Origin of the sequence: Pseudomonas chlororaphis subsp. chlororaphis (assembly GCF_003945765.1) — a bacterium.
GTDB lineage: Bacteria > Pseudomonadota > Gammaproteobacteria > Pseudomonadales > Pseudomonadaceae > Aquipseudomonas > Aquipseudomonas chlororaphis.
In genome coordinates this window covers 2,693,568-2,718,836 of sequence record NZ_CP027712.1, presented here as the reverse complement: position 1 = coordinate 2,718,836, position 25,269 = coordinate 2,693,568, and the positions used below count along the sequence as shown (strand labels likewise).

The 25,269-nt window shown below is 63.2% G+C and carries 21 protein-coding genes and 1 pseudogene; 14 read left to right on the top strand and 8 right to left on the bottom strand.

What is annotated here, in order from left to right; translation table 11 throughout:
* Positions 1 to 49: 49 nt before the first annotated feature.
* The 3 genes from C4K27_RS12560 to C4K27_RS12550 form a co-directional block, all read right to left on the bottom strand.
* Positions 50 to 1,018 carry an aliphatic sulfonate ABC transporter substrate-binding protein gene (locus C4K27_RS12560; RefSeq protein WP_053260690.1) on the bottom strand — a complete coding sequence of 323 codons (969 nt, stop codon included), beginning with the start codon at positions 1,016 to 1,018 and terminating at the stop codon, positions 50 to 52.
* A gap of 266 nt (positions 1,019 to 1,284) precedes the next feature.
* Positions 1,285 to 2,568 carry a Zn-dependent hydrolase gene (locus tag C4K27_RS12555; RefSeq protein ID WP_053260689.1) on the bottom strand — a complete coding sequence of 428 codons (1,284 nt, stop codon included), beginning with the start codon at positions 2,566 to 2,568 and terminating at the stop codon, positions 1,285 to 1,287.
* 142 nt (positions 2,569 to 2,710) lie between these two features.
* Positions 2,711 to 4,198 carry an NCS1 family nucleobase:cation symporter-1 gene (locus C4K27_RS12550; protein ID WP_053260688.1) on the bottom strand — a complete coding sequence of 496 codons (1,488 nt, stop codon included), beginning with the start codon at positions 4,196 to 4,198 and terminating at the stop codon, positions 2,711 to 2,713.
* Positions 4,199 to 4,821: 623 nt separating this feature from the next.
* Between C4K27_RS12550 and hydA the strand changes: the two genes are divergently transcribed.
* From hydA to preA, 3 genes are all read left to right on the top strand, one after another.
* The gene (gene hydA, locus C4K27_RS12545) at positions 4,822 to 6,258 is read left to right on the top strand and encodes a dihydropyrimidinase (RefSeq protein WP_053260687.1); all 1,437 of its coding nucleotides are present in this window, start codon (positions 4,822 to 4,824) and stop codon (positions 6,256 to 6,258) included.
* A gap of 194 nt (positions 6,259 to 6,452) precedes the next feature.
* Positions 6,453 to 7,820, top strand: coding sequence for an NAD(P)-dependent oxidoreductase (locus C4K27_RS12540; protein WP_053260686.1), 1,368 nt, complete (start codon positions 6,453 to 6,455; stop codon positions 7,818 to 7,820).
* Positions 7,821 to 9,095: an NAD-dependent dihydropyrimidine dehydrogenase subunit PreA gene (gene preA / locus C4K27_RS12535; RefSeq protein ID WP_053260685.1), complete on the top strand. Its 1,275-nt coding sequence runs from the start codon at positions 7,821 to 7,823 to the stop codon at positions 9,093 to 9,095. It begins immediately after the preceding gene.
* A 255-nt stretch (positions 9,096 to 9,350) separates the two neighbouring features.
* Here the strand turns inward: preA and C4K27_RS12530 are convergent, their stop codons facing one another.
* A complete protein-coding gene (locus C4K27_RS12530; protein WP_007922198.1) occupies positions 9,351 to 9,971 on the bottom strand; it encodes a TetR/AcrR family transcriptional regulator in 621 nt (206 codons plus the stop codon).
* A 239-nt stretch (positions 9,972 to 10,210) separates the two neighbouring features.
* On the opposite strand from C4K27_RS12530, the gene C4K27_RS12525 reads away from it, so the two are divergent.
* From C4K27_RS12525 to copD, 3 genes are all read left to right on the top strand, one after another.
* Positions 10,211 to 10,651: an acetyltransferase gene (locus C4K27_RS12525; RefSeq protein WP_053260684.1), complete on the top strand. Its 441-nt coding sequence runs from the start codon at positions 10,211 to 10,213 to the stop codon at positions 10,649 to 10,651.
* Between the two features lie 93 nt (positions 10,652 to 10,744).
* Positions 10,745 to 11,107: a copper homeostasis periplasmic binding protein CopC gene (gene copC, locus C4K27_RS12520; protein WP_007922200.1), complete on the top strand. Its 363-nt coding sequence runs from the start codon at positions 10,745 to 10,747 to the stop codon at positions 11,105 to 11,107.
* A gap of 3 nt (positions 11,108 to 11,110) precedes the next feature.
* Positions 11,111 to 11,971 carry a copper homeostasis membrane protein CopD gene (gene copD / locus C4K27_RS12515; RefSeq protein ID WP_053260683.1) on the top strand — a complete coding sequence of 287 codons (861 nt, stop codon included), beginning with the start codon at positions 11,111 to 11,113 and terminating at the stop codon, positions 11,969 to 11,971.
* A 154-nt stretch (positions 11,972 to 12,125) separates the two neighbouring features.
* Here the strand turns inward: copD and C4K27_RS12510 are convergent, their stop codons facing one another.
* Positions 12,126 to 13,271, bottom strand: coding sequence for an HlyD family secretion protein (locus C4K27_RS12510; protein ID WP_053260682.1), 1,146 nt, complete (start codon positions 13,269 to 13,271; stop codon positions 12,126 to 12,128).
* Positions 13,268 to 14,941: an MFS transporter gene (locus tag C4K27_RS12505; RefSeq protein WP_053260681.1), complete on the bottom strand. Its 1,674-nt coding sequence runs from the start codon at positions 14,939 to 14,941 to the stop codon at positions 13,268 to 13,270. The genes C4K27_RS12510 and C4K27_RS12505 overlap by 4 nt, the downstream gene beginning before the upstream one ends.
* A gap of 230 nt (positions 14,942 to 15,171) precedes the next feature.
* On the opposite strand from C4K27_RS12505, the pseudogene C4K27_RS31640 reads away from it, so the two are divergent.
* From C4K27_RS31640 to C4K27_RS12485, 4 genes and pseudogenes are all read left to right on the top strand, one after another.
* Positions 15,172 to 15,473, top strand: a pseudogene (locus tag C4K27_RS31640) (diaminopimelate epimerase); the annotation flags it as partial.
* Positions 15,474 to 15,771: 298 nt separating this feature from the next.
* The gene (locus tag C4K27_RS12495) at positions 15,772 to 16,737 is read left to right on the top strand and encodes a threo-3-hydroxy-L-aspartate ammonia-lyase (RefSeq protein ID WP_053260680.1); all 966 of its coding nucleotides are present in this window, start codon (positions 15,772 to 15,774) and stop codon (positions 16,735 to 16,737) included.
* Between the two features lie 134 nt (positions 16,738 to 16,871).
* On the top strand, positions 16,872 to 18,137 hold the full coding sequence (locus C4K27_RS12490) for a dicarboxylate/amino acid:cation symporter (protein ID WP_053260679.1): 1,266 nt from the start codon (positions 16,872 to 16,874) through the stop codon (positions 18,135 to 18,137).
* Positions 18,138 to 18,238: 101 nt separating this feature from the next.
* Positions 18,239 to 18,613, top strand: coding sequence for a RidA family protein (locus tag C4K27_RS12485; protein WP_053260678.1), 375 nt, complete (start codon positions 18,239 to 18,241; stop codon positions 18,611 to 18,613).
* Between the two features lie 167 nt (positions 18,614 to 18,780).
* On the opposite strand, the gene C4K27_RS12480 is transcribed toward C4K27_RS12485, so the two are convergent.
* Positions 18,781 to 19,410 carry a helix-turn-helix transcriptional regulator gene (locus tag C4K27_RS12480; protein WP_053260966.1) on the bottom strand — a complete coding sequence of 210 codons (630 nt, stop codon included), beginning with the start codon at positions 19,408 to 19,410 and terminating at the stop codon, positions 18,781 to 18,783.
* A gap of 442 nt (positions 19,411 to 19,852) precedes the next feature.
* On the opposite strand from C4K27_RS12480, the gene C4K27_RS12475 reads away from it, so the two are divergent.
* Positions 19,853 to 20,794 (top strand): polysaccharide deacetylase family protein, encoded by a 942-nt coding sequence (locus tag C4K27_RS12475; protein WP_053260677.1) that lies wholly within the window; start codon positions 19,853 to 19,855, stop codon positions 20,792 to 20,794.
* Positions 20,795 to 20,987: 193 nt separating this feature from the next.
* On the opposite strand, the gene bkdR is transcribed toward C4K27_RS12475, so the two are convergent.
* Entirely contained in the window at positions 20,988 to 21,476 is a 489-nt protein-coding gene (gene bkdR / locus C4K27_RS12470) for a Bkd operon transcriptional regulator BkdR (RefSeq protein WP_009048410.1), read from the bottom strand.
* A 197-nt stretch (positions 21,477 to 21,673) separates the two neighbouring features.
* On the opposite strand from bkdR, the gene C4K27_RS12465 reads away from it, so the two are divergent.
* The 3 genes from C4K27_RS12465 to C4K27_RS12455 are packed head-to-tail and all read left to right on the top strand — an operon-like array spanning position 21,674 to position 25,268.
* Entirely contained in the window at positions 21,674 to 22,909 is a 1,236-nt protein-coding gene (locus tag C4K27_RS12465; RefSeq protein ID WP_007923100.1) for a 3-methyl-2-oxobutanoate dehydrogenase (2-methylpropanoyl-transferring) subunit alpha, read from the top strand.
* A gap of 1 nt (position 22,910) precedes the next feature.
* On the top strand, positions 22,911 to 23,969 hold the full coding sequence (locus C4K27_RS12460) for an alpha-ketoacid dehydrogenase subunit beta (RefSeq protein ID WP_053260676.1): 1,059 nt from the start codon (positions 22,911 to 22,913) through the stop codon (positions 23,967 to 23,969).
* Positions 23,970 to 25,268, top strand: a complete 1,299-nt coding sequence (locus C4K27_RS12455) for a dihydrolipoamide acetyltransferase family protein (protein WP_053260675.1) — start codon at positions 23,970 to 23,972, stop codon at positions 25,266 to 25,268.
* Position 25,269 lies beyond the last annotated feature (1 nt).

The following is a 25,269-nucleotide window of genomic DNA, read 5'->3' as shown; positions in this document are numbered from 1 at the left end:
GGCTACCCCGTGGGAAGGGGCTCGCCGACACAGGCGAGCCAAGGCTCAGTTACAGATGCTTGGGGCTCCACAGCTGCACCGCGCGGGCGTCCACCGGCTTGGGCAGGAGCTTTTCCTGGTAGAAGGCATCGGCGATTTTCTGTTGCTCGCCCAGGGCGTCCGGCTGCACCGCTTCCACCTTGTAGGTGCGACGGCTGTTGGCCAGTTCCACCGTGCTCACGTCCAGGTTGCCCCACAGCGGGCCGAGCAGTTTTGCCGCCTCCGTCGGGTGCGCCTTGACCCAGGTGCCGGTCTTCTGCAGCTCGGCGAACACCTGATTCAGCACCTCGGGGTGAGCCTTGGCGTAATCGTTGGAGGCCAGGTAATAGCGCCGGTAGCTGGCCAGGCCCTGGCCGTCGTGCAGCACCCGCGCGCCTTGCTGGCGCTGGGCGCTGGCGACGAAGGGTTCCCAGGTGACCCAGGCATCGACCTTGGCGGTTTCCAGGGCGGCACGGCCATCGGCCGGGGTCAGGTATACCGGCTGGATATCGGCGAAACCCAGGCCGACCTCTCGCAACGCGGCAATCAGCAGGTAATGGCTGCCGGCGGCCTTGGTCACGGCGACACGCTTGCCCTTGAGGTCGGCCAGGGATTTGAGCGTGGAGTCCTTGGGAATGACGATGGACTGGGCGGCGGGCGACGGGGTTTCCGTGGCGAAGTAGGTCAACTGGGCCCCGGCGGCCTGGGCGAACACCGGCACGGTGTCGGCAACGTCGGCGCTGATGTCGACGTTGCCCACGTTCAGCGACTCCGCCAGGGGCAGGCCGCTGGTGAATTCATGCCAGGAGATCTTCACGCCCTGCCCCGCCAGCTGTTTTTCCAGGGTGCCCTGGGCCTTGAGCACCGCCAGCAGGGTCGAGGATTTCTGGTAGCCGATGCGCAGGTCGCTAGCGGCCTGCACATCGAAGGCCATGCCCAGCGCCAGACCGGCCAGGGCGGTGATCGACAAGCTACGACGCAAAGCAAAGGGCAGGCGCATGGGGGCGGACCTTCTGGGAGCCAGGAAAGTCGCTAAAAGCTAATCGATCTAAGAATTCAAATATAAATACTTTTTAAGCATTAGCTTAGGTTCGGCTGGCAGGCCCGAGGTGCATGTGCTGGCCGATCACCCATCGCCCTGTAGCCGCTGCCGAGCCCGCGAGGCTGCGATCGACCCCGCAGGGGGCGCGGGGATCTCAAGACCGCTGAAGGCCTTCGGCCTTATCGCAGCCTCGCAGGCTCGGCAGCGGCTACAGGCGCATGTCGTCAAGCAACGCGCTGTCCTTTGGCGACGGCCTGGGACGCCGCCAGCATCGCCCGCAGCAACACCGCGCAGCCGGCGGCGAGGTCGTCGGGGTCGGCGTTTTCGATTTCGTTGTGGCTGATGCCGCCTTCGCAAGGCACGAAGATCATCCCCGCCGGGCCCAGCTCGGCGACAAAGATCGCGTCGTGCCCGGCGCCGCTGACGATATCCATATGGGACAGGCCCAGCCCCTGCGCCGCCTCGCGCACCGCGTCGACGCAGATCTTGTCGAAATACAACGGCGGAAAGTCCGCGGTCGGCACCATGTCGAAGGTCAGGCCATGTTCTTCGCAGGTGCTGTCGATCACCTGGCGCACCTCGGCGATCATCGAGTCCAGGCGCGCCGGTTCCAGGTGCCGGAAGTCCAGGGTCATGCGCACCTCACCGGGGATCACGTTGCGCGAACCGGGATAGGCCTGCAGGCAACCCACGGTGCCGCAGGCATGGGGTTGATGGCCGAGGGCGGCGCGGTTGACCGCGGCCACCACCGCCGCCGCGCCGACCAGGGCGTCCTTGCGCAGGTGCATCGGGGTCGGGCCGGCGTGGGCTTCGACGCCGCGCAATTTCAGGTCGAACCATTTCTGGCCGAGGGCGCCGAGTACGACGCCTATGGTTTTCTTTTCGTCCTCGAGGATCGGCCCCTGCTCGATATGGGCTTCGAAGTAGGCCCCCACCGCGTGCCCGCTGACCTGGCGGCTGCCGGCATAGCCGATGGCGTTCAGCGCATCGCCGACGCTCACGCCTTCGGCATCGGTCTTGACCAGGGTTTCCTCGAGGGTGAATTTCTCGGCGAACACCCCGGAGCCCATCATGCACGGCGGGAAGCGCGAGCCTTCTTCGTTGGTCCACACCACCACTTCCAGCGGCGCCTCGGTTTCCACCCCGAGGTCGTTGAGGGTGCGCAGCACTTCGAGCCCGGCCAGCACGCCGAAGCAGCCGTCGAACTTGCCGCCGGTGGGCTGGGTGTCGATATGGCTGCCGGTCATCACCGGCGGCAGCTGCGGGTTACGCCCGGGGCGGCGGGCGAAGATATTACCGATGCCATCCACCATGAGCGTGCAGCCGGCCGCCTCGCACCACTGCACGAACAGATCGCGGGCCTGGCGGTCGAGGTCGGTCAGGGCCAGGCGACAGACCCCGCCCTTGACCGTGGCCCCGAGCTTCGCCAGCTCCATGAGCGACTGCCACAGGCGGTCGCGGTTGATGTGCCGGTGGCTGGATTGCAGAACGTCGACGGCAGCGTTCATGGTGATCTCCTTAGGCTTTTCTGGTTGTCGTTGACGAGGTCGGGCTCGTCTTGGAGTGCTGTGGTGTCTGGCGGATCGCATCGCGGGCAAGCCTCGCTCCTACGGGGTATGCGTCGCTTCTGGCCCGCGAGGCTTTTGCGCTTTACACCGGCGTCTTGACGCTCACGCTCTGCGGGCGGCCCATGCTGCACAGGCCGTAATAGAGCAAGCCGCCCAGGGCCGAGCCGGTGAACCAGCCGTAGCTGTAGAACCAGCTGAACGCATCGCTGCCCAGGGACAGCAAGGTCAGCGCCACCGGCACGCCAAAGGCGATAAAGCCGTAGCCGTTCCACGCCGGGTACACGTCATCGCGGTACAGCCCGGCCAGGTCCAGGCGCTGTTTCTTGATGATGAAATAATCCACCACCATGATCCCGGCGATGGGCCCCAGCAGGCTGGAGTAACCCAGCAGCCAGTTGGAATACACGGTCTCCAGGCTGACGTCCGAGACCAGCAGGCCGAGCTTTTTCAGCAGCTCATGGGCCATCAGCGCCAGGCCGACGAGCCCGGTGAGGATCACCGCCTTGGTGCGGCCGATCAGCTTGGGGGCGATGTTCTGGAAGTCGTTGGTCGGCGAGACGATGTTCGCCGCGGTGTTGGTCGAGAGCGTGGCGATGATGATCAGCGCCATGGCCAGGGCCACCCAGCCGGGGCTCTGGATATGGCCGATCAGGCTCACCGGGTCGGAGACGGTGACGCCCACCAGTTTCACCGAGGCGGCGGTCATCACCACCCCGAGCGCGGCGAACAGGAACATGGTCAGCGGCAGGCCGAAGATCTGCCCGAGGATCTGGTCCTTCTGGCTTTTCGCGTAGCGGCTGAAGTCCGGGATATTCAGCGACAGGGTGGCCCAGAACCCAACCATCGCCGTGAGCCCGGCGAAGAAATAGCTGTAGACGCTGGCGCCTTCCGGACGCTTGGGCGGAATCGCCAGCAACTCGCTCAGGGACACATTGGGCAAGGCCCACACCAGCAGCCCGACACCCACCGCCACCAGCAGCGGCGCCGACAGGGTCTCCAGCCACTTGATCGACTCGGCGCCGCGCAGCACCACCCACAGGTTGAGGGTCCAGAACAGCATGAAGCCGATCACCTCGCCGGTGCCGCCCAGGGCCTTCCAGCCCTCGAAGATCGAGCCGAGGAACAGGTGGATCGCCAGGCCGCCGAACATGGTCTGGATGCCGAACCAGCCGCAGGCCACCAGGGCGCGGATCAGGCACGGTACGTTGGAGCCAATGACGCCAAAGGACGAACGCAGCAGCACCGGGAATGGAATGCCGTACTTGGTGCCGGCGAAGGCGTTGAGGGTCAAAGGGACCAGCACCACGATATTGGCCAGCAGGATCGCCAGCAGCGCCTCGCCCACCGTCAGCCCGAAATAGGCGGTGAGCACACCGCCCAGGGTGTAGGTCGGCACGCAGATCGACATGCCGACCCACAGCGCGGTGATGTGCCATTTGTTCCAGGTGCGCTCATGGACCCTGGTCGGCGCGATATCGTGGTTGTAACGGGGGCTGTCGAGCACGTCGCTGCCGGCGTCCAGCTCGTACAGGCCGGCACGCTCGGTCACTTGGGATCTGTTCTGTTGCATGGCCGCTCCACTTTTTTCTGATTATTTTTGCTCATCAAACGGGCCGGCAGACGCGCTGCCAGCCCGGCGATGGCCGGAGAACTGACGACTTTTACCGACCGGCCATCCTGTCGACGGCGGCACTCAATAAGCGTGCCGGCTTGCCCGTCGACGGTGCTCCACAGTCGGTAAAATCCATGTAAACAACTGATGTTTCTTCAGTTTTATTCTGAACAACTTCCTGTCCGAGATAAGGTGCCGGTTCACTCAGGCCGAATGCCGGGCAAGTTGTCCATCAAGTCAGGACTCAATCTGGTGCACGCAAACTTTTTTCAAACTTTTGTATGGGCCACAGGCCTCCTTCAAGCGGCTGATTTCACATAGGAAATCTTGCTCATATTTCGATCCTGTCAAGTGCGTCAAAATGGTGAAAGGCTGCACCATTTTGCGGATTTGATATTTAAATCGTTATATTTCAATAACTTAATATCGATATATGCTTATAAAAAATAATCTTGCCGATTGATTGAACACCAGCTAGTCTTTATTCCTGACACCGCTGACAGGAATAAACATTCCGCAGCCTGCGTATTACAAAAACACTAGAACCGGCATAAGCCGGTCATGCCTGCGAGGAACTCGGAATGTCTCTGTTGATCCGTGGCGCCACCGTTATTACCCATGATGAAAGTTATAAAGCCGATGTGTTGTGCGCCGACGGCGTGATCAAGGCCATCGGCCAGAATCTGGACCCCGCAGGCTGCGAAGTGCTCGACGGCAGTGGCCAATACCTGATGCCCGGCGGCATCGATCCCCACACCCATATGCAACTGCCCTTCATGGGCACCGTGGCCAGCGAAGACTTCTTCAGCGGCACCGCGGCGGGCCTGGCGGGCGGCACCACTTCGATCATCGACTTCGTGATTCCCAACCCGCAGCAATCGCTGCTGGAGGCTTTTCACCAGTGGCGCGGCTGGGCCGAGAAGTCGGCATCGGACTACGGCTTTCACGTGGCCATCACCTGGTGGAGCGAGCAGGTGCGCGAGGAAATGGCCGAGCTGGTGAACCAGCACGGGGTCAACAGCTTCAAGCATTTCATGGCCTACAAGAACGCGATCATGGCCGCCGACGACACCCTGGTGGCGAGCTTCGAGCGCTGCCTGGAACTCGGCGCGGTGCCGACGGTGCACGCGGAGAACGGCGAGCTGGTCTACCACCTGCAACGCAAGCTGCTGGCCCAGGGCATCACCGGGCCGGAAGCGCACCCGCTGTCGCGCCCTTCCCAGGTCGAAGGCGAAGCCGCCAGCCGGGCGATCCGTATCGCCGAAACCCTGGGCACGCCGCTGTACCTGGTGCATGTCTCGACCCAAGAGGCGCTGGACGAAATCACCTACGCCCGCGGCAAGGGCCAGCCGGTGTACGGCGAAGTGCTGGCCGGGCACCTGCTGCTGGACGACAGCGTGTACCGCCACCCCGACTGGCAGACCGCCGCCGGCTACGTGATGAGCCCGCCCTTCCGCCCTCGCGGCCATCAAGACGCGCTGTGGCACGGCCTGCAATCGGGCAACCTGCACACCACCGCCACCGACCACTGCTGCTTCTGCGCCGAACAGAAAGCCGCCGGCCGCGACGATTTCAGCAAGATCCCCAACGGCACCGCCGGCATCGAAGACCGCATGGCCGTGCTCTGGGACGAAGGGGTGAACAGCGGGCGCCTGTCGATGCAGGACTTCGTCGCCCTGACCTCCACCAACGCGGCGAAGATCTTCAACCTCTACCCGCGCAAGGGCGCGATCCGCGTCGGCGCCGATGCCGACCTGGTGCTCTGGGACCCGCAAGGCAGCCGCACCATCTCCGCTGCGACCCACCACCAGCAGGTGGACTTCAACATCTTCGAAGGCAAGACCGTGCGCGGCGTGCCCAGCCACACCATCAGCCAGGGCAAGCTGGTCTGGGCCGACGGCGACCTGCGCGCCGAACGCGGTGCCGGCCGCTACATCGAGCGCCCGGCCTATCCGGCGGTGTTCGACCTGCTGAGCAAGCGCGCCGAGGCGCACAAGCCGACCGCCGTCAAACGCTGAACCCGATGACCCATGATCCCTGCGATCCCCGTGATCCCGCGGTCCCTGCGATCCCTGTAGCCGCTGCCGATCGCAGCCTCGCTGCGCTCGGCAGCGGCTACAGCGACAGCGACAGCGACAGCGACAGCGACAGCGTTCGATGTGAACACAATGCCCGTCAGAGGCAATCGACAAAAAACCGTGAGGCCTGAACCGTGATCAAGACCCTGAACCACTTGCCCCATCCCCAGGAGGATGGCGCCACCCTCGCCGGCCACTTCAGCGACCTGGCGCCGCCGCTCAACGACCGCCAGGCGCACCTGGAAGCCTCGCGCTGCCTGTATTGCTACGACGCGCCGTGCGTCAACGCCTGTCCCAGCGAGATCGACATTCCCTCGTTCATCCGCCATATCCACACCGACAACGTCCAGGGCGCGGCGCAAAAGATTCTCTCGGCCAATATCCTCGGCGGCAGCTGCGCCCGGGTGTGCCCGACGGAGATCCTGTGCCAGCAGGCCTGTGTGCGTAACAACGCCCAGGAGTGCGCGCCGGTGCTGATCGGCCTGTTGCAGCGCTACGCGGTGGACAACGCGCACTTCAGCCAGCACCCGTTCCAGCGCGCCGCCGCCAGCGGCAAGCGCATCGCCGTGGTCGGCGCCGGGCCGGCGGGGCTGTCGTGCGCCCACCGCTGCGCCATGCACGGCCATGAGGTGGTGATTTTCGAGGCCCGGGAAAAAGCCGGCGGCCTCAACGAATACGGGATCGCCAAGTACAAGCTGGTGGACGACTTCGCCCAGAAGGAACTGGATTTCCTGCTGCAGATCGGCGGCATCGAAATCCGCCACGGGCACAGACTCGGCGACAACCTGAGCCTCACCGAACTGCACCAGCAATTCGACGCGGTGTTCCTCGGCCTCGGCCTGGCCGCCAGCAAACAGCTGGGCCTGCCCCATGAGGACGCCCCCGGCCTGCTGGCCGCCACCGACTACATCCGCGAACTGCGCCAGGCCGACGACCTCACGCAACTGCCCCTGGCCGACCGCTGCATCGTCCTCGGCGCTGGCAACACCGCGATCGACATGGCGGTGCAGATGGCCCGCCTCGGCGCCCGCGATGTCAACCTGGTGTACCGCCGCGGCATCGAGGACATGGGCGCGACTCGCCATGAACAGGACATCGCCAAGGCCAATCAGGTACGCCTGCTGACCTGGGCCGCGCCCGAGGAAGTGCTGCTCGACGCCCAGGGCCAGGTGCGCGGCATGCGCTTCGCCCGCACCTGGCTGGTGGAGGGCCGCCTGCAAACCACCGGGGAAACCTTCGAGCTGGCCGCCGACGCGATCTTCAAGGCTATCGGCCAGGCGTTCGACGGTGCGGCCCTGAGCGACCCGCTGGCCCGCGAGCTCAAGCGCGCCGGCGAACGCATCGAAGTCGACGAACAGCTGCGCACCAGCATCCCCGGGGTGTATGCCGGCGGCGACTGCGTCAGCCTCGGCCAGGACCTCACGGTCCAGGCGGTGCAACACGGCAAGCGGGCCGCCGAAGCCATGCATGCCCAACTCATGCTCAACGTGGAGGCTGCGTAAATGGCCGATCTGTCGATTGTGTTCGCCGGTATCAAAGCCCCCAACCCGTTCTGGCTGGCCTCCGCGCCGCCGACCGACAAGGCCTACAACGTGGTCCGCGCCTTCGAGGCCGGCTGGGGTGGCGTGGTCTGGAAAACCCTGGGCGAGGACCCGGCGGCGGTCAACGTGTCGTCACGTTACTCGGCGCACTTCGGCGCCAACCGCGAAGTGCTGGGCATCAACAATATCGAACTGATCACCGACCGCTCCCTGGAGATCAACCTCAGGGAAATCACCCAGGTCAAGAAGGACTGGCCGGACCGTGCGCTGATCGTGTCGCTGATGGTGCCCTGCATCGAAGAGTCGTGGAAAAACATCCTGCCGCTGGTGGAAGCCACCGGCGCCGACGGCATCGAACTGAACTTCGGCTGCCCCCACGGTATGCCGGAGCGCGGCATGGGCGCGGCGGTCGGCCAGGTGCCGGAGTACGTGGAACAGGTCACCCGCTGGTGCAAGACCTATTGCTCGCTGCCGGTGATCGTCAAGCTGACGCCGAACATCACCGATATCCGCATGGCCGCCCGCGCGGCCCATCGCGGCGGCGCCGACGCGGTGTCGCTGATCAATACCATCAACTCGATCACCAGCGTCGATCTTGAGCGCATGGTGGCCAACCCGATGGTCGGCAGCCAGAGCACCCACGGCGGCTACTGCGGTTCGGCGGTCAAGCCGATTGCCCTGAACATGGTCGCCGAGATCGCCCGTGACCCGCAGACCCGCGGCCTGCCGATCTGCGGTATCGGCGGCATCGGCACCTGGCGCGACGCCGCGGAATTCGTCGCCCTGGGCTGCGGCGCGGTGCAGGTGTGCACGGCAGCGATGCTGCATGGCTTTCGCATTGTCGAGGAGATGAAGGACGGCCTGTCGCGGTGGATGGACAGCCAGGGTTATCACAGCCTGCAGGACTTCTCCGGGCGCGCGGTGGGCAACACCACCGACTGGAAGTACCTGGATATCAACTACCAGGTGATCGCCAGGATCGACCAGGACGCCTGCATCGGCTGCGGCCGCTGCCATATCGCCTGCGAAGATACCTCGCACCAGGCCATCGCCAGCCTCAAGCAGGCCGACGGCACGCATAAATATGAAGTGATCGACGCCGAATGCGTGGGCTGCAACCTGTGCCAGATCACCTGCCCGGTGCAGGACTGCATCGAGATGGTGCCCCAGGACACCGGCAAGCCGTTCCTCGACTGGCAGCACGACCCGCGCAATCCGTATCGCGAGGCGGTGTGAGGTTCGCCGGGGAAATAGCATTAGCTGGACTGACGTCCATCGCGAGCAAGCTCGCGATGGACGTAAACGTTGACGCCTGCCTGTAGCCGCTGCCGAGCGCAGCGAGGCTGCGATCGGGCGCGAAGCGGCCGCAACCCGGATAACGCGCAAGATCTGACAAACCGCGAATTCAGGTTTTGCGACAACTGCGTTGCCGTTCGCAGCCTCGCTGCGCTCGGCAGCGGCTACACGCGAACGCTCAGGGGGGCTGCCGTATCAGGGCTCCAGCCCGATCCCGCGCAGGATCACGCTGGTCACCGTCTGCACCGCCTTTTCGAACTGCATGTCCGACAGCGGCTGGTGTTCGTTGATGATCATGATCTGGTGGTCGAAGTCAGCGTAGTGCTGGGTCGAGGCCCAGATCATGTACAGCAGGCTCGACGGTTCCACCGGCAGGATGCGCTGGTCTTCGACCCACTGGCGGATCTTCGCTTCCTTCATCTTCGCCCAGTCGTACAGGCTGGCGTCCAGCGCCTCGCCCAGGGTCGGCGCGCCGTGGATGATTTCATTGGCCCAGACTTTCGAGCCATAGGGCCGGCTGCGCGAATGGTTCATCTTGGCGCGGATATAACTGCTGAGCACCACCCGCGGGTCGTCGAACATCTCGAAGCACAGCGCATCCTGCTTCCACAGCTCCAGCAGCTCCAGCAGCACCGCGCTGTACAGCTCGCTCTTGGTGCTGAAGTAGTAATGCAGGTTGGAGCGCGGCAATTGCACCTCGGCGGCGATATCGGCCATGGCCGTGCCGCTGAAGCCTTTTTCGGCGAACACCTTTTCCGCCGCCAGGAGGATTTTTTCGACGTTGCTGCGACGGATCTCGATCTTGTGATTGCCCATAAGGGCTCCCTGAAAACAGTCTGCTGCAAGACTACCATCGGCCTTCGTACAAAAACGAAACTTCCTGCGCCCGGCTTTCCCCGGCAAAACCGATTGGGTAGGATCCCTCCCGCCTTATTCCCGGGCACCTGAAGTGTTCCGTCCAGGCGTTGATTCGCGACACGGACATGCAGGCAGGACTTTCGCCGCCGAACCCAAAGCGTTTCGGCCATCCTGCAACGCCGCTATGGAGCTTATCCATGAACATTCGCAAACGCCGGGCCACGGACGATCCGCAGCTCGCCGCCCTGTGGGAACGCTCGGTACGGGCCACCCACGACTTTATCGCCGAAGACGACATCCAGCTGCTCTACCCCCTGGTGCGCGACACCTACCTGCCAGCCCTCGAAGCCTGGTTGCTGGAGGATGCCGACGGCACCCCGGCCGGCTTTATCGCTACCGCCGGCGACAAGGTGGAAATGCTGTTTATCGAACCGGCCCGCCGTGGCCAGGGCGTCGGCCGGCAACTGCTCGACCATGTGCGCAGCCGGCATCCGCGGCTCAGCGTCGACGTCAACGAGCAGAACCCCCAGGCCCATGGTTTTTATCGGCACTACGGTTTCGAAGACATCGGCCGTTCGGCAACCGACGGCCAGGGACGGCCGTTCCCGATCATCCATATGCGCCTGAAAAGCGCTTGAACAGCGCGCCGATGTTTCATCCAGCGACCCGGCCGCGGTCCTTATACTCATCGGCGCAGCGACTACCCGACACTCATTGAACAGGTATTTCCCATGTTGAAAAAACTGCTGACCACCAGCGCCCTGCTGGCCTCTCTCGTTGCCGCTTCCTCGGCCTTCGCCCACGCCCACCTGCAAAGCCAGGTCCCGGCCGCCGACAGCACGGTGAGCGCACCGAGCGAGTTGCGCCTGGTGTTCTCCGAAGGCGTCGAGGCGGCCTTCACTAAAGTCAGCCTGAGCAAGGATGGCGCGGCGGTCGCCGTCAAGGCCCTGGCCACCGAAGGCGCGGACAAGAAGACCCTGGTCGTGACCCCGGCGGCACCGCTGGCGGCGGGCGCCTACAAGGTCGAGTGGCACGCGGTGTCGGTGGATACCCACACTAGCGAAGGCAGCTACAGCTTCAAGGTCGGCCAGTAACCGATGTCGACCCTGTTGGTGCTCTGCCGCTTTGTGCATTTCGCGGCCGTCCTGCTGCTGTTCGGGGCCTGGGTGTTCAGGCCCCTGCTGTTGGGGCGCGAGCCCGTTGCCGCTTTGGATCGCCGCCTGACCCGACTCGGCCGCGGGCTGGCCTGGACGGCCCTGGCCACGGGCATCTGCTGGTTGCTGCTGATCACCGCCAGCATGGCTGGCAGCGGCGCCGCGGCCCTGGACCCGGCGACCTTGCGACTGGTATTGGGCAAGACTTTTTTCGGCCAGGTATGGAGCTGGCATCTGCTGCTCAATGGCGCGCTGCTGGTTTTGCTGCTGACCCGCCTGGGTGAGCGGCTGGCGCTACGACTGGTCCTCGCCGCCCTGCTGCTGGCCACCCTCGCCCCCGTGGGCCACGGCGCCATGCTCGACGGCCTCAGCGGCCAGTTGCTGATCCTCAACCAGATCGTCCACCTGGGCTGCGTCAGCCTGTGGCTGGGCGGTTTGCTGGTACTGCTGATGATTCTGCGCCAGCCCGACGGCCTGCCGCTGGGCCCGCTGTTGCGGCGTTTCAGCGGCGTGGGTTACGGGCTGGTAGGTGGGTTGCTGGTCACGGGTCTGATCAATGTACGAGTGCTGACCGGCCAGCTGTGGCCGACGCCGCTGCTGTCCGGCTTTGCCCTGATCCTGCTGATCAAGGTGCTGCTGGTGCTCGGCATGTTCGCCCTGGCCCTGTTCAACCGCCTGCGGATCGAGGACTGCCAGCAGCGCCTGGGCGCCCTGCGCCGCAGCGTGCTGCTGGAATGGCTGCTGGGCATCGCCGCGGTGACGGCCGTGTCGCTGCTCGGCACCCTGCCGCCTCTCACCGCTTAAGCCCTGTAGCCGCTGCCGCAGGCTGCGATCGGGGCGCAGCCCCGTAGACCTGGCGGCGTGGTGTAACTGACTGTGCGCGGTTCCTGGTTTGGCGTCTGCTTCGCAGACGATCGCAGCCTCGCTGGGGCTCGGCAGCGGCTACACAAGCGTCGGGTCATTCGACCTGGGCGTCGCCCTCCGCGGCCGTATCGATACTCACCACCACCGACATCCCCGGACGCAGGCGTTCGCTTTCTGCCTGGTCGGGGTCGACGGTGATGCGCACCGGTATCCGCTGGGCGATCTTGACGAAGTTGCCGGTGGCGTTATCGGCCTGCAACAAGGCGAACTCCGAGCCGGTGGCCGGCGAAATGCGCTGCACATGGCCGTGGAATTTGCGGTGGTCGAGCGCATCGACGGTGAAGCTTGCGGGCTGGCCAACGCGGATGTTGTCCATCTGGGTCTCCTTCATGTTGGCGATCACCCAGAGCTGGTTCGGCACCAGCGCCATCAGTTGCGCCCCGGAATTGACGTAGGCCCCCAGGCGCACGCCGATCTGCCCCAGCTGGCCGTCGCGCGGCGCGGTGACCCGGGTGTTGGACAGGTCGATCCGCGCCAGTTGCACCGCCGCCTCGGCATTGGCCACCGCGGCCTCCAGCGAACCGCGATTGACGATCACCGTCTGCAGGTCCTGGCGGGCGATGTCCAGCTGCGCCTGGGCCTGGGCCACCGCGGCGAGGGTCTGGGCGTTGGCGGCGCGGGTCACGTCGAGGTCCCGCTGGGACACCGAACCGTCGGCGATCAGTTCCTGGTTACGCCGTAGGTCGGCGGCGCTCTTGCGCGCCTGGGCCTGGCTGTCGGCCAGCGCCGCCTGGCGCAGCTTGATGGTGGCTTCGGCGCTGTTGCGTTGCTGCACCACATTGGCCAGCGCCGCCTTCTGCGCCGCCAGCTGGGCCAGGGACTGCTCCAGGCGCTGCTTGTAGATGCGGTCGTCGAGGCGCACCAGCAGGTCGCCGGCCTTGACGAACTGGAAGTCCTGCACCGGCACCTCGAACACATAGCCGCTGAGCTGCGGCCCGATGATCGTCACCTGGCCGCGCACCAGGGCGTTCTCAGTGCTTTCGATGGGGCTGCTGAACGGCGGCAGCTGCCAGGCATAGAGCACGATCAATACGCCGGTGATGGCGATCGCGGCGAACCCCAGGGACGAGATGATCCGCACCCGCAGCGAACGCGGCTCGGTGATCGGCATCGACGGCGGCGTGCTGCCTTCCGGGGTCGAGGCTATGGCGTTGGTGGTGGTGATGGTCGGTTCGGTCATGAAGAAATGGCACCGCTGGGTTGGACGGGAGTCGGGGCTGGGGTTGCAGTTGCTGGCGCGACCGCCTTGGTCGTGCTCATCAGCCACAGGCTGCGAATGAAGATCCAGATCATGGTCAGCACGGCGATCACCGCGATCAGCATGAACACATCGTTGTAGGCCAGCACGTTGGCTTCGCGGGTGGCGGCGCTGGCCAGGCTGCGGATGCCTTGCAGCTCACGGGCCTGTGGGTCGGCGATCACCCGGCCGACGGCCGCCCCGCCGCTCTGCACCCGGCCCAGCACCCGCGGGTCCATCAGCACCAGTTGCTCGACGATATGGCTGGAATGGTATTTCTCGCGCACGATCTGGAAGGTCCCCAGCAGCGCCGAGCCGATCAGCCCGCCGAGGTTCTGGCAGATGCCGAACAGCACCGAGAAGCTCACCAGGTTGCGCGGGTTGGTCAGCACGTTGCGCGTGCCCAGGACCATGGTCGGGCCGAGAAAGAAGGTGCCGCCGAAGGCCAGCAGGAACTGGCTGACATACATGTTGGCCGGGCGCGTGAGGTTACTGGAGAAGCTGTCCATCACCGAGCCCACGGCCATCAGCGCCAGGGAGATGATCAGCGGCATCAACAGGTGCGCCGGGTTGATGGTCAGGGCGCTGGTGGCCAGGCCCGCGATGCTGCCCAGCAGCATCACGCCATACAGCAGGCGCATCTGCTGGCTGCTCATGTTCAGCGCCTGGAGAAAACCCACGGCGCCGGTGGACTGCTCGGACAGCACCATGCGGATCAGGATCACCGCCAGGGCCAGGCGGATCATCGCCCCGCTGCCCAGCCAGCGGGTCATCAGCATCGGGTTGCTGCGGTTATGTTCGATGGCCAGGCCGGCGAGAATCAGCACGATGGAGCCGGCCGAGGCGTAACCGATCCACGGCGCCTCCAGCCACCAGTCGATGCGCCCCAGGGACAGCACGGCGCAGAGCAGCGCGACGCCGCTGGCGAGGATGGCGAAGGTCAGGAAGTCGAGCTTTTCGAAGGTGCGGAAACGGTCGCCGGGCGGCAGCTTGAGCAGGAACACGCAGCCCAGGGACGCCAGCGCCAGCCCCAGTTCGAACAGGTACAGGCCGCGCCATTCGGCGATCTGCAGCAAGTCTTCGGAAAACAGCCGGGCCAGGGGCAAGGCCAGTTGCGAGGCACCCAATCCGAGCACCAGGGCTTTCATCCGCCACTTGGCCGGGAACGCCTGGACCATGTAGTACAGGCCCAGGGAACTCAGGGCCGCGCCGACCATGCCGTGGGCCGCGCGCACGGCGATGGCCGAACTCAGGTCGTTGACGAACAGGTGGCCGAAGGTCACCAGCGCATAGAGCACCAGGAACACTTCGGTAAAGGCGCGCAGGCCGAACTGCTGGCGAAACTTCACCAGCAGCAGGTTCATCGACACGTTGGTCATCACGTAGGCGGCCGGCAGCCAGGCCATTTCCGCGGTGGTCGCGCCCAGGGCGCCTTGCAGGTACGGCAGGTTGGCGATCACCAGCGAGTTGCCGAGGCCGCCGGTGATCGCCACCAGCAGACCGACCAGGGCATAGGCCAGGCGCTTGTGCGTGGGGTGCAGCGGCGTCGAGGGGGAGCCGGGCAAGCTGGGCTTTTCGTGGGGTTGCCAGTTGCGCGGGGCGTAACTATCCATTCAGTGACCTTGCCATTTATTGACTTATTGACCTTGCCATTCGGTGAGTTTGTCCTATGTCCGCCCAGACGATGGACGATCCAGAGTTGTTCCGGGTTGCCCGGCAGTTTGCCGGAAAACCCGGGGATTCAGGCAAGCCCCGGGGCTCGATTGACGAACTTTATTTACCGCTAATCACGCTGCGGCTTTTTTTCATCCCACTGCCCGCAGCCTGACGAAATAACCCCTGGCGCCTGAACGATCAGTCGGTAGCGGTGGAGATGGGCGTGGCGCAATTTGCCTGGCAGGACATTCCGCTGGCGAAGGCCCTCGACAGCCTGGCCCTGCCCCCTGCCCGGCGAGCCGGCGGCGTGCAGCATGGGCAACCCGCACTGCACATTCTTCGTCGAGGATGTGCAAGCCATCGATGTGGCCACACTCGGTCCGCGGATCGAGGCGCACCCGCCCGGTCACCGTCAGCTGGGACGGCCAGGGTAAGGTGCGGCTGGCCGGTGTGGTGGAGCGGGTGTTCAGCGGAACGCTCTGCGGCTGATGGTGCCTGGACGGAGCTGTCGCGATGACAGACGGTTTGCAGCAGAACTTTACAAATAGTCCAAAGCTGGATAATTTGTCTTAACCCTTTAGAGTGCCAGCCACGCAAGCGGAAATGGGTGACCTGCTGACGGGCAAGTCGAACTCATCCGCAGGGCGAACGACATCACTCTTTTCGTTATGACGGGGTTAGCGCTACAAGACCTGACAGGTGCTCAATTGCTGTTCAAGCAAGCCAATATCGAAGGTATTGGCCATGATATTTCTTGGCCGTGGTAATTCTTTGAGGACATTTTGTTATGCAAATCACTCTGCCCACTTATCAAGATGTAGTCGATGCCTCGACGCGACTTGAGGGAGTAGCAAACGCTACGCCAGTCCTGACCTCGCGCACGATCGATGATGAAATCGGTGCCAAGGTTTTTTTCAAATGTGAAAACTACCAACGTACCGGCTCTTTCAAATTCAGGGGGGCATACAACTCCCTCGCGAAATTCAGCGAAGCGCAACGCCGAGGCGGTGTTGTGGCGTTCTCCTCTGGAAATCACGCGCAAGGCATCGCATTAGCAGCATCCCTGTTGAAAATTCCGGCCACTATTGTCATGCCCACTGATGCGCCTGCCGCCAAGGTCGCGGCGACCAAAGGCTATGGCGCCGAGGTGGTCTTCTATGACCGTTACACCGAAGACCGCGAGGCCATCGGCAAAGCCCTGGCCGCCAGGCACGGTATGACGTTGATCCCCTCCTACGATCATCCGGACGTGCTTTGCGGCCAGGGAACCGCCGCCAAGGAACTGTTCGAAAGCGTGGGCCAACTGGATACGTTGTTTGTGGGCCTGGGGGGTGGAGGAATGCTCTCTGGAACAACCCTTGCCACACGCGCGCTGTCACCCGGCTGTACCTTGATCGGGGTCGAGCCTGAAGCCGGTAATGACGGCCAACAATCGTTCAATTCAGGTGCGATTGTTCACATCGACACCCCCGACACCATCGCTGATGGGGCGCAAACCCAGCACCTTGGAAATTACACTTTCCCAATAATCCTGAATGGCGTTGACCGAATTGTAACCGTTACCGACGAAGAGCTTATTTGTGCAATGAAGTTCTTTGCCCAGCGCATGAAAACTGTGGTTGAACCCACCGGATGCCTGGGGCTTGCCGCCGCAAGAAAGTTAAGGAATGAACTTCAAGGTCAACGTGTCGGCATCATCATTACCGGCGGCAACATTGATATCGACAAGTTTGGAAAGTTTCTCCAGCTTTAAGACAGCGCGCTTTATCCATTGAAGAACATCAGGCGTTCAACAGCGCCTGACGGCATCGTCTTGCCGAAATTCGATGAACATATTCAGCCCGATAACATGGCTATAGATATAGCCACAATAAGAAAGAGGTGCACATGAAAAGCCGTCTTCTCGTTAAAGCAATTGTCATTGCGATGATTTCCGGCGTCGTTCTGGGGGGCATGCTTCATAGTCAACTCGATACGGCGGCCGCCAAAGAAGTTGCCGGATACCTGAACCTGGTCACTGACGTGTTTTTACGCCTGATCAAAATGGTCATCGCCCCCCTGGTGCTCGCCACACTGGTTACCGGCGTGGCGAGCATGTCGGGAAACGGTTCGATGGGTCGCGTTGGCTTCAAAGCCATTACCTGGTTCATGATCGCTTCCCTGATATCGCTGTCCATTGGCTTGCTCCTTGCCAACTTTTTCCAGCCTGGAACGGGTCTGAACCTGGCGGTTAGCGGTGACGCAGTGAATAGCGGCCTGAACACTTCCGCCTTTAGCCTGCCGCTCTTTCTCACCCATGTATTCCCTCGAAGCATCATTGAGGCAATGGGTAGCAACGAAGTGCTGCAGATCGTTGTGTTTTCCCTGTTCTTCGGATCCGCACTGGCGTTCGTCAAGGGCAAAGGCCAGTTCATCGTGGATATCCTCGAAGAGCTGGCCAATGTCATGTTCAGGGTCACTGACTACGTGATGTATGTGGCTCCCCTGGCCGTTTTTGCAACCATCGCCGCCACTATCACCGTGCATGGCCTGGATATGGTCGTGACCTTTGGCAAGATGGTGGGGCAGTATTTCCTCGGCTTGGCGCTACTCTGGACGCTGATCACGCTTGCCGGCTATCTGGCCCTCGGGCCCCGTATCAAGGACCTGTTCAAGCACCTGCGTGAACCGCTGCTGATCGCGTTCTCCACGGCTAGCAGCGAGGCCGCGTACCCGAAAACCATTGCCGCCCTGGACACGTTCGGCGCCAACAAGCGCGTGAGCAGCTTCGTCCTGCCGCTAGGTTACTCATTCAACCTGGACGGCTCGATGATGTACCAATCCTTCATCGTGATGTTCATCGCCCAGGCGTACAACATCGAAATGACGTTCTCCCACCAGATCATGGTGCTGTTGACGCTGCTGGTTATCAGTAAAGGAACTGCAGGGGTGGCGCGCGGCTCGCTGGTCGTCCTGGCTGCGGGCCTGCCGATGATCGGCCTTCCGGAAGCGGGCCTGCTGCTCATCCTCGCCGTTGATCCAGTCCTGGACATGGGGCGCACCGCCACCAACGTCTTTGGCTGCGGCGTCGCTACCGCTGTCATCGGGCGACAGGGTAATGAGGACCCGATCGAGACAGCAAACGATACCGAGAAAAGCCTGCAAGCCGTTTAACCGCCCCTTACAAAAAACCATACCCCGCCATTCAATCGAACACCGGGAGCGGATGGGTTGCATCGCCTACCGCATCGGCTCCCCTCTACATAAGGTTACTCATGAAAATTGTAAGCACCGATGCCGCTTCCCCTCCTGCCGGCCATTACTCGCAAGCGGTCATTCACCAAGACTCGCTGTACATTTCGGGTCAGCTTCCCGTCAGTCCCGATGGCACTCACAACATCGAAGCCTCGTTCACCGAACAAGCACACATAGCCCTCAGCAATCTGTTGGCGATTCTCAATGCCGCAGGCCGCACTGCCTCTGACTTGGTCAAGGTCACTGTGTATGTGGCGGGCATAAAGCATTGGCCAGCCTTCGACGAGATCTATTGCGAAATGTTGGGCAGCCATCGTCCGGCGCGCGCCGTAGTGCCGGTACCAGAACTGCACCATGGCTATCTGGTCGAGATTGAGGCTGTGGCCCGCATGTAACCCACCGGGGTCGAGGTGCAAAGGCACCTCGATGCCTGGCGCCAATCGCTGGATCGGGAAGCGCCGACTTCCCACAGGATTGAGGACGATACGTCTGACGCCGATCGCTTCAATCTACCGATCGGGTCAACGCTGCCCCGTGTGGCCAGGAGCGCATGAGGTGTCAATCACTTCGTATCGCTATACACCGTCGCGCGCGATACGCCGAGGTGTGAAGCCACCGTCTCCATGGCTTTTCTGATGTCCAGCAGACCGCACTCCTTCAGTTCCTGGAGCAGAGCCCTTCGATCGCCGGCCTTCAGGGCACGGGGAGTGGTGGCCATGCGTGCGGCAAACTGATCGATGCGCGCTCGAATCGACTCTGCCCCGCTCGACTCAAGCGACTCATGGGGACGTTCGCCGCTGAAGGCCCCGAACTGATCGAGCATGCCCTGCAGGCTTCTGAACAGGGTCAGGTCGATATTCATACAGAGCGCGGCCACATAGCGCCCTGTGGAATCCTTGATGCCAATCGATGTGCTTTTGGCCTGGCGGCCATCTTTGAAATGATTGGGATAATTGGCAATTACCTGGGGATAAGCAGGGTCGGCAATTCGAGCAAGTCCCAACTCGGTAGCGGGATGTCCAACCATCCTGCCGGAAAGATTATTGTGAATCGCCAGTATGGCGTGCTCGGGATCTCGCAGGTCGTGCAGTACCACTTCGCAAAATGGGCTGAAGGTCTGGCTCAAGCCTTCAGCAATTTGCTCCAGCTGACTGATCAGCGCCTGTTGCTCGGGGGTCGTGTTTTTCTTCATAGCGAAGATGTCCAGCAAAGTAGAAGATTTCAATGAGAAGACAATAACAGCCTATGCATGGCTTTTATCAGTGCCTTGGGCTTTGAATGATTCGCTCGAGAAAGAGGCAAGCGCCTGTATTTTACGGGACCTGTTTTTCCTGGTCGGTAGCAGCAGAAGAATCGGAGCGTTCTCAAACGCCCAGTCCGCCAATACGCGGCCCCGTGTTCCTTGCGCAATTGAGTCGACCACGGCCCATTGTGAACGGAGAACCAGACCTCGGCTATGGCTCGGTGGGCGACTCAACGGGCAAGCTCATCGCGCTTGAACTTGAACACGCACAGGAAGCTCCATCCCGACTCGATTGGTAAATTTTCTTTAAAGGTGATCTGGCTTCGAGGGGATGTTTCAGGAAAAAGCCTGATGCCAGCCTATCGGCACTTTTTCCTCAAGGAGTGCCACCATGTCCCCCCACAAACACTCGCGCTGGCTCAAGCGCCTGCTCGCCCTCAGCCTGCTGGCGCCGGCCCTGGCGTTCGCCCAGGAGCGCCCTTGGCCGGACGGCTCGCAACTGGTGCTGTCGTTTTCCATGCAGTTCGAGACCGGTGGCCAGCCGGAGGGCGCCGAAAGCCCGTTTTCCGGGACCCCGCTGCCCAAGGGTTACCCCGACCTGCCGGCCAACACCTGGTTCGACTACGGCTACAAGGAAGGCCTGTGGCGCCTGCTCGATCTGTGGGACCGCACCGGCATCAAGGTCACCTCCCATGTGGTCGGCGAAGCCGCGCTGAAACACCCGGAGCTGGTCAAGGCCATCGCCGAGCGTGGCCACGAGGTGGCGGCTCATGGCATGCGTTGGGCCGACTCTTACAACATGAGCTACGCCCAGGAAAAACAGTTCATCGGCGATGGCGTGGACGCAGTGCAAAAGCTCACCGGCCAGCGCTCGGTCGGCTACAACGCCAACTGGCTGCGGCGCAGCCCCAACACCCTGAAGGTCTTGCAGGAGCTGAATTTCACCTACCACATCGACGATGTCAGCCGTGACGAACCTTTCGTTACCCTGGTGCGTGGCAAGAAATTCGCCGTGGTGCCTTACACCCTGCGCAATAACGACATCGTGCTGATCGAGGGCCGGCACTTCTCCGCCGAGCAGTTCTATCAGCAGTTGGTGCTGGAGTTCGATCGCCTGTACGCCGAAGGCGCGAGCCGGCGGCGGATGATGTCGGTGAGCTTGCACGACCGGATCGGCGGCACGCCGGCGATGGTCGAAGCGGTGGAGCGTTTTATCCGCTACGCCCAGTCCCATCCGAAGGTCAGCTTTATGCGCAAGGACCGGATCGCGCAGATCGTGCTGACGGAGAGCAACCCGCTGATCGACAACAGCGAGGCGGCGTACAACGACTGAGGCGTTATGTGTTGAACGAAAGTTCGGTGGGTCGCTCCGGGAGTGATGGCGACCTGTCGATTGCTATCGCGGGCAAGTCGGATCGCCGCCCGCTCGCTCCTACAGAAGATATGCGTGCTTCTGTAGGAGCGGCCGGTCGACGCTCGATTGCCCGCGATGAGGCCGGTCCCGCCCTGCCCGCCCTCAATAAAGCTCAATTCCCCAGGGTCAAGCCATTGGCCGGCAGCGGCAGCGCGGTCTTGTAGCGCACCTGCTTGAGGGCGAAGCTGGAGCGGATGTTGGCCACGCCGGGGACCTTGGTCAGGAAGTCCATCATGAAGCGCTCCAGGGCCTGGATGGTTGGCACCAGCACGCGGATCAGGTAGTCCGGATCGCCCGCCATCAGGTAGCACTCCATGACTTCCGGGCGGTCGGCGATGGCCTCTTCGAAATGCTGCAGCGCCTCTTCCACCTGCTTCTCCAGGCTGACGTGAATGAACACGTTGACGTGCAGCCCCAGCAGGTCGGCATCCAGCAGGGTCACCTGCTCGCGGATCAGCCCCAGCTCCTCCATGGCGCGCACGCGGTTGAAGCACGGGGTGGGCGAAAGGTTCACCGAACGGGCGAGGTCGGCGTTGGTGATGCGGGCGTTCTCCTGGAGGCTGTTGAGAATGCCGATGTCGGTACGGTCCAGTTTGCGCATGAGACAAATCAACCTGTTTTTTATGTTTATGCAGATTTTTTATCTGCAAATCATCCTGAGCGCAACGAAACAGAGATAAATATTCTCCTTGGCCCGGCCTATGATTGTTGTAGGACAAGATTTCTTTTACCCAAAGAATGACTGTCAGCTAAGCGCGCCCACTACAAGAAATTCACAAGATCGAGCGTAGACAAGCCATGACCCAAGCGTACGAACCGCTGCGCCTGCACGTGCCTGAACCCTCAGGCCGTCCCGGTTGCAAAACCGACTTCTCCTACCTGCGTCTGACCGACGCCGGCACGGTGCGCAAACCCCCAATCGATGTAGAACCCGCCGACACCGCCGACCTGGCCCGTGGCCTGATTCGCGTGCTCGACGACCAGGGCAATGCCTTGGGCGAATGGGCCGAAGGCGTGCCGGCCGAGGTCCTGCGCCAGGGCATGCGCGCCATGCTCAAGACCCGGACCTTCGACAACCGCATGGTGGTCGCCCAGCGCCAGAAGAAGATGTCGTTCTACATGCAGAGCCTCGGCGAGGAAGCCATCGGCAGCGCCCAGGCCCTGGCGCTGAACATCGACGACATGTGCTTCCCCACCTACCGCCAGCAAAGCATCCTGATGGCCCGCGACGTGCCGCTGGTGGACATGATCTGCCAGCTGTTGTCCAACGAGCGCGATCCGCTCAAGGGCCGCCAGCTGCCAATCATGTACTCGGTGAAAGAGGCCGGTTTCTTCACCATCTCCGGCAACCTGGCCACCCAATTCGTGCAAGGCGTGGGCTGGGGCATGGCCTCGGCGATCAAGGGCGATACCAAGATCGCCTCGGCCTGGATCGGCGACGGCGCCACCGCCGAGTCGGACTTCCACACCGCCCTGACCTTCGCCCACGTGTATCGCGCGCCGGTGATCCTCAACGTGGTCAACAACCAGTGGGCGATCTCCACCTTCCAGGCCATCGCCGGCGGTGAAGCCACCACCTTCGCCGGACGCGGCGTCGGTTGCGGCATCGCCTCGCTGCGGGTGGATGGCAACGATTTCATCGCGGTCTACGCCGCGTCCCGCTGGGCCGCCGAACGCGCCCGGCGCAACCTCGGCCCGACCCTGATCGAATGGGTCACCTACCGCGCCGGCCCGCACTCCACCTCCGACGACCCGTCCAAGTACCGTCCGGCCGACGACTGGAGCCACTTCCCCCTCGGCGACCCGATCGCCCGCCTCAAGCAACACCTGATCAAGATCGGCCAGTGGTCCGAAGAGGAACACGCCGCGGTCAGCGCCGAACTGGAAGCCGAAGTCATCGCCGCGCAGAAACAGGCCGAGCAGTACGGCACCCTCGCCGGCGGGCAGATCCCCAGCGCCGCGACCATGTTCGAGGACGTGTACAAGGAAATGCCCGAGCACCTCAAGCGCCAACGCCAGCAACTGGGAATCTGACATGAACGACCACAACAACAATATCCAGTTGGAAACCGCCATGACCACGACCACCATGACCATGATCCAGGCCCTGCGCTCGGCCATGGATGTGATGCTAGAGCGTGACGACAACGTGGTGGTGTTCGGCCAGGACGTCGGTTATTTCGGCGGCGTGTTCCGTTGCACCGAGGGCCTGCAGACCAAGTACGGCACCTCGCGGGTGTTCGACGCACCGATCTCGGAAAGCGGCATCGTCGGCGTCGCCGTCGGCATGGGCGCCTACGGCCTGCGCCCGGTGGCGGAAATCCAGTTCGCCGACTACGTCTACCCGGCCTCGGACCAGATCATTTCCGAAGCCGCGCGCCTGCGGTATCGCTCCGCCGGCCAGTTCACCGCGCCCATGACCCTGCGCATGCCCTGCGGCGGCGGCATCTACGGCGGCCAGACCCATAGCCAGAGCATCGAGGCGATGTTCACCCAGGTCTGCGGCCTGCGCACCGTGATGCCATCCAACCCCTACGACGCCAAGGGCCTGCTGATCGCCTCCATCGAAAACGATGACCCGGTGATCTTCCTCGAGCCCAAGCGCCTGTACAACGGCCCGTTCGACGGCCACCACGACCGCCCGGTAACCCCCTGGTCGAAGCACCCGTTGGCCCAGGTGCCGGACGGCTACTACAAGGTGCCGCTGGACGTCGCCGCCATCGCCCGGCCGGGCAAGGATGTCACCGTGCTGACCTACGGCACCACGGTGTATGTCTCGCAAGTGGCCGCCGAGGAAACCGGGATCGACGCCGAAGTCATCGACCTGCGCAGCCTATGGCCGCTGGACCTGGAGACCATCGTCAAGTCGGTGAAAAAGACCGGCCGCTGCGTGGTGGTCCACGAAGCCACCCGCACCTGCGGGTTCGGCGCCGAGCTGGTGTCGCTGGTGCAAGAACACTGCTTCCACCACCTGGAAGCGCCTATCGAGCGCGTGACCGGTTGGGACACCCCCTACCCGCACGCGCAGGAGTGGGCGTATTTCCCTGGCCCGTCCCGAGTGGGCGCGGCTTTGCAACGGGTCATGGAGGTCTGAATGGGCACGCACGTAATCAAGATGCCGGACATCGGCGAAGGCATCGCAGAAGTAGAACTGGCGCAGTGGCACGTCAAGGTCGGCGACCTGGTGGTCGAGGACCAGGTGCTGGCCGACGTCATGACCGACAAGGCCATGGTCGATATCCCCTCCCCGGTGCACGGCAAGGTCCTATCCCTGGGCGGCCAGCCCGGCGAAGTGATGGCGGTGGGCAGTGTGTTGATCAGCATCGAGGTCGAAGGCGCCGGCAACCTCAAGGCCTCCGATCAACTGGTCAAGGAACCCGCGGTTATTAAAGAAGCAGCACCCGCGGTAGCAGCGCCCAAGGTCGAAGCCGCGCCAGTGGTCGAAAGCAAACCCGCCGCCGCTTGCCGCCCCGTGCCACAAGCGCCCCAAATGCCAGTAGCCCGCGACGCCGACGAGCGCCCGCTGGCCTCCCCGGCCGTGCGCAAGCATGCGCTGGACCTGGGCATCCAGCTGCGCCTGGTGCAAGGCAGCGGCCCGGCCGGCCGCATCCTCCACGAAGACCTGGACGCCTACCTGGCCCAGGGCAATCAGCGCGCCCAGAGCGGCTCGGCGCCGTCCGGCTATGCCCAGCGTCACGACGAAGAGCAGATCCCGGTGATCGGCATGCGCCGCAAGATCGCCCAGCGCATGCAGGAAGCCACCCAGCGCGCCGCCCACTTCAGTTATGTCGAGGAAATCGACGTCACCGCCGTGGAAGAACTGCGCGCGCACCTCAATGAAAAACACGGCGCCACCCGCGGCAAGCTGACCCTGTTGCCATTCCTGGTGCGGGCCCTGGTCGTGGCCCTGCGCGACTTCCCGCAGATCAACGCGCGTTACGACGACGAAGCCCAGGTCATCACCCGCCACGGCGCGGTGCATGTCGGGGTGGCCACGCAAAGCGACGTCGGCCTGATGGTGCCGGTGGTGCGTCATGCCGAAGCCCGCAGCCTGTGGGACAGCGCCGCGGAAATCTCTCGCCTGGCTACAGCCGCGCGCAGCGGCAAGGCGGCCCGCGACGAACTGTCCGGCTCGACCATCACCCTGACCAGCCTCGGCGCCCTGGGCGGCATCGTCAGCACGCCGGTGCTGAACCTGCCGGAAGTGGCGATCGTCGGGGTGAACAAGATCGTCGAACGGCCGATGGTGATCAAAGGCCAGATCGTGGTCCGCAAGATGATGAACCTCTCCAGTTCCTTCGATCACCGGGTGGTCGACGGCATGGACGCGGCGCTCTTCATCCAGGCCATTCGCGGCCTGCTCGAACAACCCGCCAGCCTGTTTCTGGAGTAAC

Bases quoted from the DNA above. Each gene is read 5' to 3' on its own strand.
- C4K27_RS12550 (WP_053260688.1), bottom strand. From the start codon at position 4,198: ATGCAACAGAACAGATCCCAAGTGACCGAGCGTGCCGGCCTGTACGAG.
- C4K27_RS12555 (WP_053260689.1), bottom strand. From the start codon at position 2,568: ATGAACGCTGCCGTCGACGTTCTGCAATCCAGCCACCGGCACATCAAC.
- C4K27_RS12510 (WP_053260682.1), bottom strand. From the start codon at position 13,271: ATGACCGAACCGACCATCACCACCACCAACGCCATAGCCTCGACCCCG.
- preA (WP_053260685.1), top strand. From the start codon at position 7,821: ATGGCCGATCTGTCGATTGTGTTCGCCGGTATCAAAGCCCCCAACCCG.
- C4K27_RS12465 (WP_007923100.1), top strand. From the start codon at position 21,674: ATGACCCAAGCGTACGAACCGCTGCGCCTGCACGTGCCTGAACCCTCA.
- C4K27_RS12475 (WP_053260677.1), top strand. From the start codon at position 19,853: ATGTCCCCCCACAAACACTCGCGCTGGCTCAAGCGCCTGCTCGCCCTC.
- C4K27_RS12490 (WP_053260679.1), top strand. From the start codon at position 16,872: ATGAAAAGCCGTCTTCTCGTTAAAGCAATTGTCATTGCGATGATTTCC.
- copC (WP_007922200.1), top strand. From the start codon at position 10,745: ATGTTGAAAAAACTGCTGACCACCAGCGCCCTGCTGGCCTCTCTCGTT.
- C4K27_RS12525 (WP_053260684.1), top strand. From the start codon at position 10,211: ATGAACATTCGCAAACGCCGGGCCACGGACGATCCGCAGCTCGCCGCC.
- hydA (WP_053260687.1), top strand. From the start codon at position 4,822: ATGTCTCTGTTGATCCGTGGCGCCACCGTTATTACCCATGATGAAAGT.
- C4K27_RS12505 (WP_053260681.1), bottom strand. From the start codon at position 14,941: ATGGATAGTTACGCCCCGCGCAACTGGCAACCCCACGAAAAGCCCAGC.
- C4K27_RS12560 (WP_053260690.1), bottom strand. From the start codon at position 1,018: ATGCGCCTGCCCTTTGCTTTGCGTCGTAGCTTGTCGATCACCGCCCTG.
- C4K27_RS12455 (WP_053260675.1), top strand. From the start codon at position 23,970: ATGGGCACGCACGTAATCAAGATGCCGGACATCGGCGAAGGCATCGCA.
- C4K27_RS12485 (WP_053260678.1), top strand. From the start codon at position 18,239: ATGAAAATTGTAAGCACCGATGCCGCTTCCCCTCCTGCCGGCCATTAC.
- C4K27_RS12480 (WP_053260966.1), bottom strand. From the start codon at position 19,410: ATGAAGAAAAACACGACCCCCGAGCAACAGGCGCTGATCAGTCAGCTG.
- C4K27_RS12495 (WP_053260680.1), top strand. From the start codon at position 15,772: ATGCAAATCACTCTGCCCACTTATCAAGATGTAGTCGATGCCTCGACG.
- bkdR (WP_009048410.1), bottom strand. From the start codon at position 21,476: ATGCGCAAACTGGACCGTACCGACATCGGCATTCTCAACAGCCTCCAG.
- C4K27_RS12530 (WP_007922198.1), bottom strand. From the start codon at position 9,971: ATGGGCAATCACAAGATCGAGATCCGTCGCAGCAACGTCGAAAAAATC.
- C4K27_RS12460 (WP_053260676.1), top strand. From the start codon at position 22,911: ATGAACGACCACAACAACAATATCCAGTTGGAAACCGCCATGACCACG.
- copD (WP_053260683.1), top strand. From the start codon at position 11,111: ATGTCGACCCTGTTGGTGCTCTGCCGCTTTGTGCATTTCGCGGCCGTC.